The sequence below is a fragment of the Nakamurella sp. genome (assembly GCF_048594475.1).
Lineage (GTDB): Bacteria > Actinomycetota > Actinomycetes > Mycobacteriales > Nakamurellaceae > Nakamurella.
Genome location: NZ_JBMDXT010000392.1, coordinates 1 through 6,184, shown reverse-complemented (window position 1 = coordinate 6,184; position 6,184 = coordinate 1). Strand labels below are relative to the sequence as shown.

Genomic DNA, 6,184 nt, shown 5'->3' with positions numbered 1-6,184 from the left:
CCCGGACCCGGTTGGTGGGCTGAGAAAACCCGGGCCTCACCGCACGGGAGTGCGGGGTGCGCGGGGTTGTTCACACCGAACCGGGTCCCGGCGCCACCGGGACCGTGCCGCCTACGCCTGGTGCCGGTCGGCGTTGGCGTGGATCGCGTCCCGCAGCCACTGGGCCAGGCCTGGCGCCAGAACCTCGTAGGTGCGGGTGAAACGCTCGTCGGCGACGTACATGTCGCCCAGACCGCGGTGCATGGCGTACCCGCAGTCGTAGAACGTCTCGATCGCGGCGCGGTGCTCCTCGGCCAGATCCATCGCCTCGACGCTGTCCGGGGTCGCGCCCCCGGTCATCGCCGCGGCGCGCCGTCGGTTGAGGTCGTCGCCGGCCTCCTTGATCTCGATCCACTGCTGCTTGGTGAACGTCGACGTCCGCTGCTGCGACTGCTTCCAGGCGTCGGTGTCACCCCAGCGCTGCTCCGCCTCGGTCTCGTAGTCCTCGCTATAGTTCGGCCCGAAGATCTCGAACTTCTCCTCGGGCGTGAGTTGAATTCCCATGGTGTGGGCCTCCAGTTCCTTGTCGACGGCCGCGACCATCGCCTGCAGCCGGCCGATCCGGTCGGTCAGGAGCTCACGCTGCCGTCGCAGGTGGGCGCCGGTGCCCGCACCGGGATCGGCCAGGATGGTCGCGATGTCGTCGAGGGAGAAGCCGAGTTCCCGGTAGAACAGGATGTGCCGCAACCGGTCCAGGTCGTCCTCCGAGTACCGGCGATAGCCGGCGGAGGTCCGGTCCCGGGGTTCCAGCAGACCGATCTGGCCGTAGTGGTGCAACGTCCGGACCGTCACCCCTGCCAGCTCGGCCACCTGGCCGACCGAGTAACTCATCCGCTCTCCTTCGACGACGTCCGGGTTCCGATCACCCGGACGTCATCGAGGATGGAGCCTGACGCCGCGTCAGGGTCAAGCGCGAATTCAGCCGGTCGGTTGGAGCAGGTTGTACACGGTGACGCCGCCGACGGTGGTCGCGGTGTAGTTCGCCTGGACCCACTCCTCGATCGCCGAGTTCGTGCCGTCGCGGCCGCCCGGGCCGCCCCCCGCGCCGCCGCCGGAGATGTAGTAGGTGATGTCGCCGTCGGCCACGTACTGCTGGAACTGCGCGAGGGTGGGGTAGGGGTCGCCGGAGAAGCCGCCGATCGCCATCACCGCGGTGTCGGTGTTCAGGATGTACGGCGCCGCGGATTGCGCCCCCGACACCGCCGCCGACCAGCGGGTGGTCGTCGCGTCGAGCAGGTTGATCAGGTCCGTGCTCACCGTGCCGCCTCCGCCCCCGAAGCCGCCGGTCGGCGCCTGGCCGTCGGTGGTGCCGGCGGGAGCCTGGCCGCCGGTCGTGCCCGCGTCGGCCGCCGAGCCGTCCGGGCGGGTACCGCCGGTGAAACCGCCGCGCAGCCCACCCCCGCCGAAGCCGCCGGCCGATGAGCCCGCGGGCCCCGACGTCGGGATGGATCCCGAGTGGGCGGTCGCAGCGGTCGCGACCGTCCAGGCCGCCGTCCCGGAGAGTGCGGTCAACGAGCCGACCAGCAGCCCGACGACGGCGAACCGCCGCCACGCCCCGGCCGAGACCACGAGCAGGGCGCCGCCGAGCAACGAGCCGACCAGCACGACCCAGCGCAGCCAGGGCAACCACGAGCTGTCCCGGGAGAGCAGCACGAACGACCAGACGCCGGTGGCGGCGATCATCAGGGCCAGGATCGACCGGACGACGTGATGGTCCCGGCCGCGCCAGAGCTCGCGCCCGGAGATGGCCACGGTCGCGGCGATGAACGGGGCCAGGGCCACCGCGTAGTACGGGTGGATGGTGCCCTCCATGAAGGAGAAGACCAGGGCCGAGACCACCATCGCGCCGCCCCACAGGATCAGCCCGGCGCGGATCCGGTCGGTGCGGGGGAACCGCCGGGTGAACCACAGCCCGGCCAGCAGACCGATCAGCGCGGCCGGCAGCAGCCAGGAGATCTCGGTGCCGAACGAGGTGCCGAACATCCGGCCCAGCCCGGTCGAGCCACCGAAGCCGGCGTTCCCGCCGAACCCGCCGCCACCCCCGCCGAAGCCGCCGGTCCCGCCGGCGGCCGCACTCTCCCGGCCGAAGATCCGGGCGAGCCCGTTGTAACCGATGGCCAGCTGCCAGAGCGAGTTGTCGGTGCTGCCGCCGATGTACGGCCGGGAGTCGGCCGGCCAGAGGGACACCAGCAGGACGTACCACCCGGCGGAGACGATCAGCGCACCGCCGGCGGCGAGCAGGTGCCAGATCCGGGTCCACAGCCGGGCGCGGCCGGCGACCAGGTACGCCAGGGCGAACGCCGGCAGCACGATCAGGCCCTGGAGCATCTTGGTCAGGAAGGCGAAGCCCAGGGCGACGCCGGCCAGCAGCAGCCAGCGCAGCGCGGTCCGGCCTCGCTCGGTCTCGACCGCCCGAACCACGAAGTACGCGGCCAGCGTCATCAGGAACACCAGCAGCGCGTCCGGGTTGTTGAACCGGAACATCAGCGCGGCCACCGGGGTCAGGGTCACCAGCGCACCGGCGATCAGGCCGGCGGCGTCACCGGACCAGCGGCGGACGGCCGCCCAGACCAGCGCCACCGTTCCGACCCCGAGCAGGGCCTGCGGGAGCAGCATGGAGAACGAGCTGAAGCCGAAGATCCGCCCGGACAGGGCCATCAGCCAGATCGAGGCCGGCGGTTTGTCGACGGTGATGGCGTTGGCCGAGTCGAGCGAGGCGAACAGCCACGCCTTGAGGTCCTCGGTCCCGGCCTTCACCGCCGCGGCGTAGAAGTCGTTCGCGTAGCCGGACGCCGACAGGTTCCACAGGTACAGCACCGCGGTGACGGCGAGCAGTCCCCACAGTGCCGGCCGGGCCCAACGGGGGTCATCGGCCGGCCCGAGGAACAGGCGGGCCGGCCAGGACCGGGGCCGGGGGGCCGGTCCGGGGGGCGGCCCCCCGCCGTCGTGGCGGGGGGCGGCCGGGTCGGCGGTCAGTGTCGACATGTCTTATTCCTTGGGTGCGAGGTCGTCGGGGACGGGGTCCGGATGGACGGGCGGGGTCGCGGACCGGAAGACCCAGCCGCGGAGCAGCACGAACCGGACGACGGTGGCCAGCAGGTTGGCCAGCACGAGCACGGCGACCTCGACGGGCACGCTCGGCGTCGGGCTGACGGCGGTGAGCAGCGCCAGTGAGCCACTGGTGATGGCCAGGCCGAGCAGGAAGACGCCGAAGCCCTGGAGCTGATGCCGGGCGACGCCCGTCCGGCCGCGGATGCCGAAGGTCAGGCGCCGGTTGGCGGCCGTGTTGGCGACGGCGGTGATGGCCAGCGCGAGGAAGTTGGCCACCTGCGCACCCATCCCCAGCCGGAACAGGAAGAACAGCAGCAGGTAGGCCAGGGTGCTGGCGACCCCGACCGCGACGAAGCGCACGATCTGCTTGGTCATCCCGGTCGGCACCCCGGGAGTGGCCGGATCGAGCGATCCCCGGCCGAGCTGGCGGCGGACGTCGGACAGCGGCAGGCGACCGCCGGCCAGCGCCCGGCCCACCCGCCAGACCCCGCGCAGGTCGTCCTTGGCCGTCTGCACGATGTCGACCCGCGAGTCGGGGTCGTCGGTCCAGTCGACCGGGACCTCGTGGATGCGCAGCCCGGAGCGCTCGGCCAGCACCAGCAGCTCGGTGTCGAAGAACCAGCCGGTGTCCTGCACCAGCGGCAGCAGCTGCTGGGCCACCGGCCGGCGGATCGCCTTGAAGCCGCACTGCGCGTCGGAGAACCGGGCGGCCAGCGTGCCGCGCAGGATGAGGTTGTAGCAACGCGAGATGATCTCGCGCTTGGGGCCGCGCACCACCCGCGAGCCGCGGTGCAGCCGCGTGCCGATGGCCAGGTCGGAATGGCCGGAGACCAGCGGGGCGACCAGCGGGAGCAACGCCGACAGGTCGGTCGACAGGTCGACGTCCATGTAGACCAGGACGTCGGCGTCGGAGTCCAGCCACACCCGCTTGAGGGCCCGGCCGCGTCCCTTCTCCGGCAGGTGCACCGCGCGGACCTCGGAGAACTCCGCGGCCAGCCGGTCGGCGATCGCCGCCGTCCCGTCCGTGGAGGCGTTGTCCGCGATGGTGATCCGGAACGTCATCGGCACCTGGGCCGTGAGGTAGTCGTGCAGCCGCGCCACGCCGCGGGGCAGGTCCAGTTCTTCGTTGTAGACCGGGACGACGATGTCCAGGGTCGTCCGGGTCCGGGGCCGGTGCGGCTCACCCTCCGGGGCGGCATCCCCGGCGCGGCCGTCGGTCAGCGTCGCAGTCATGGTGCTGACGGTGTCGGACGGACCTGGGTCGGCGGCGGGGCCGCGCTGTGCGGATGCTGTGGCCGGGCGCGGCCCGCCGGACGAACGGGCTCAGGCCGTCCGGGAGGGCCGCACCCCGACGTCCGGCTGGCCGGCAGGGCCGGCCGGTCGGGTCAGGCCGTGACCTCCGGATGCAGCCGGTCGTCCAGCCAGCCGAACGCCCGCGCGTCGAACAGGGTCCGGGCGGCGGCCTCGCAGTGGTCGTCGGCGCCCTCGGCCGCGGTGAAGGTGATCAATTCCTTGTCCGCGACGGTCAGGGCCGCGAAGGTCTGCGGGGCGGACGCGCCGATCGCGTCACCTTCGGCGTGGGTGACCAGGGTGGGACAGGTGATGGCCTGGGCGTAGCCGTCGAGCCGGTAGTCCTTCAGGACGTCGAGGTAGGCCAGCGGGCTGTCGATCCCGTGCACGACGAGGGCCCGGCGCAGGCTCCAGCCGGCCGTCGGCTTCCGGGCCATGGCGTCGAGGATCTCGCCCAACGCGACCCGGGCCATCTTTTGGCCCATTTCGAAGCCGTGGGCCAGCGGCTTGGGCATCCGGTCCAGGGCGCCGCCGTACATGTCGTAGGCGCCGGAGTCGGCGATGAGCGCGGCCAGCCGGTGCTCGCCGGCCGCCGCCCGCGGCCCGAGGAATCCGCCCAGCGACAGCCCGGCCAGGGCGATCCGGGCCGGGTCGACATCGTCCCGGGCCAGCAGGAAGTCGACCACCGGAGTGATCACCGTGTCCCACTGCGCGCGCATGGTCAGGCCCTGCTGCAGGAGTGCCGCCCCCTGCCCGGGACCGTCGAACAGCAGCACGTGGTAGCCACGGGCCAGGGCCGGCGCGGCGAAGTAGAAGTAGCACTCCTCGGCGGTGCCGTCGTACCCGCCCAGCCCGATGACGGTGGCCCGGCGCACCCCGGACTCATCGGCGGCCCGGAGGAAGTACCCGGGCAGCGTCGTGCCCTCGAACGGGATCTGCACGGTCTCCACCGGGGTGTCCAGCAGCGCCGCGGCCCGGCGGAAGGCCTCGGTCTGCCGGGTGTTGCTGTGCACCATCCGCGGGTCAACCGGGGCGCGGTAGAGCATCGAGCCGCCGGTGCGCAGGTAGGTGCAGGCGCGCAGGAACGCGTCCCGGGCGGCGATCCGGTGGCCGGCCCGTTCCTGCTCCTCGGCGAAGGCGAACACGCGTTCTCCCAGCGTGTTCCAGGCGGCGTACCAGGCGTCCAGGTCGCTCTCGTCCAGACCCCGGACGGCCTGCAGGGCCTCGCCCAGATCGGCGCCGTGGTGGCCGGCGGCCCCGACCGCGCGGATCAGCTGGGCATCGAGCAGTTCGTCCTTGAGTAACAGCCGGGTCATCCGCCTCGTCCTCTCGGTCCCGCCGGCCCACCGGGCCGGGTGCGTCAGGCCAATCTGGCACGGCCCGCTCTCACCGCGCTGTCACCGGATGAAAGTGCCCTGAGACGGCTCGTGCGCAGACTGCTCCGGGGGCCGGCGTCGCCGGCCGCGGATCCGGCCGGCATCCGGCCACCCGGGAGGCGCACCATGACAGTCCGGACGGAACGGTCGGCCCGGCTCGCCGGGGAGCGGTCCATCGTCGCGGCCGACCGGGCCCTGGACGCCGATGACCCGGTCGCGGCGCGGCGGGGTTACCTGGCCGCCGCCGGCCACTTCCGCCGGGCCGCCGCCCGCGCGGCGGCGGTGGGCGACGACGGGGCCCGGCGGGCCGACGAGGCCGCGGCCGACGCGGCCGAGCTGGCCGCGCGGCCGCTGACGGGATGACCCGGCGGCCGGATCGGACGGTCGGGATCCGTTGGAGCCGGACGCATCCCGCCGGGGATCAGATC

The 6,184-nt window shown here is 73.1% G+C and carries 5 protein-coding genes; 1 reads left to right on the top strand and 4 read right to left on the bottom strand.

Translation table 11 applies throughout. The annotated features are described in order from the left end of the window. Window positions 1-111: 111 nt before the first annotated feature. The 4 genes from ACOJUF_RS17755 to ACOJUF_RS17740 all read right to left on the bottom strand — a co-directional run bounded on the left by ACOJUF_RS17755 (window position 112) and on the right by ACOJUF_RS17740 (window position 5,696). On the bottom strand, window positions 112-870 hold the full coding sequence (locus ACOJUF_RS17755) for a MerR family transcriptional regulator (protein ID WP_420123149.1): 759 nt from the start codon (window positions 868-870) through the stop codon (window positions 112-114). Window positions 871-957: 87 nt separating this feature from the next. Beyond that, the gene (locus ACOJUF_RS17750; protein ID WP_420123148.1) at window positions 958-3,024 is read right to left on the bottom strand and encodes an ArnT family glycosyltransferase; all 2,067 of its coding nucleotides are present in this window, start codon (window positions 3,022-3,024) and stop codon (window positions 958-960) included. 3 nt (window positions 3,025-3,027) lie between these two features. Further along, window positions 3,028-4,323, bottom strand: coding sequence for a glycosyltransferase (locus ACOJUF_RS17745; RefSeq protein ID WP_420123147.1), 1,296 nt, complete (start codon window positions 4,321-4,323; stop codon window positions 3,028-3,030). Window positions 4,324-4,475: 152 nt separating this feature from the next. Beyond that, a complete protein-coding gene (locus tag ACOJUF_RS17740; RefSeq protein WP_420123146.1) occupies window positions 4,476-5,696 on the bottom strand; it encodes an alpha/beta hydrolase family protein in 1,221 nt (406 codons plus the stop codon). A gap of 186 nt (window positions 5,697-5,882) precedes the next feature. Between ACOJUF_RS17740 and ACOJUF_RS17735 the strand changes: the two genes are divergently transcribed. Beyond that, a complete protein-coding gene (locus ACOJUF_RS17735) occupies window positions 5,883-6,119 on the top strand; it encodes a hypothetical protein (RefSeq protein WP_420123145.1) in 237 nt (78 codons plus the stop codon). Window positions 6,120-6,184 lie beyond the last annotated feature (65 nt).

Coding starts and splice junctions, on each gene's coding strand:
- ACOJUF_RS17755 (WP_420123149.1), bottom strand. CDS start 870: ATGAGTTACTCGGTCGGCCAGGTGGCCGAGCTGGCAGGGGTGACGGTC.
- ACOJUF_RS17750 (WP_420123148.1), bottom strand. CDS start 3,024: ATGTCGACACTGACCGCCGACCCGGCCGCCCCCCGCCACGACGGCGGG.
- ACOJUF_RS17745 (WP_420123147.1), bottom strand. CDS start 4,323: ATGACTGCGACGCTGACCGACGGCCGCGCCGGGGATGCCGCCCCGGAG.
- ACOJUF_RS17740 (WP_420123146.1), bottom strand. CDS start 5,696: ATGACCCGGCTGTTACTCAAGGACGAACTGCTCGATGCCCAGCTGATC.
- ACOJUF_RS17735 (WP_420123145.1), top strand. CDS start 5,883: ATGACAGTCCGGACGGAACGGTCGGCCCGGCTCGCCGGGGAGCGGTCC.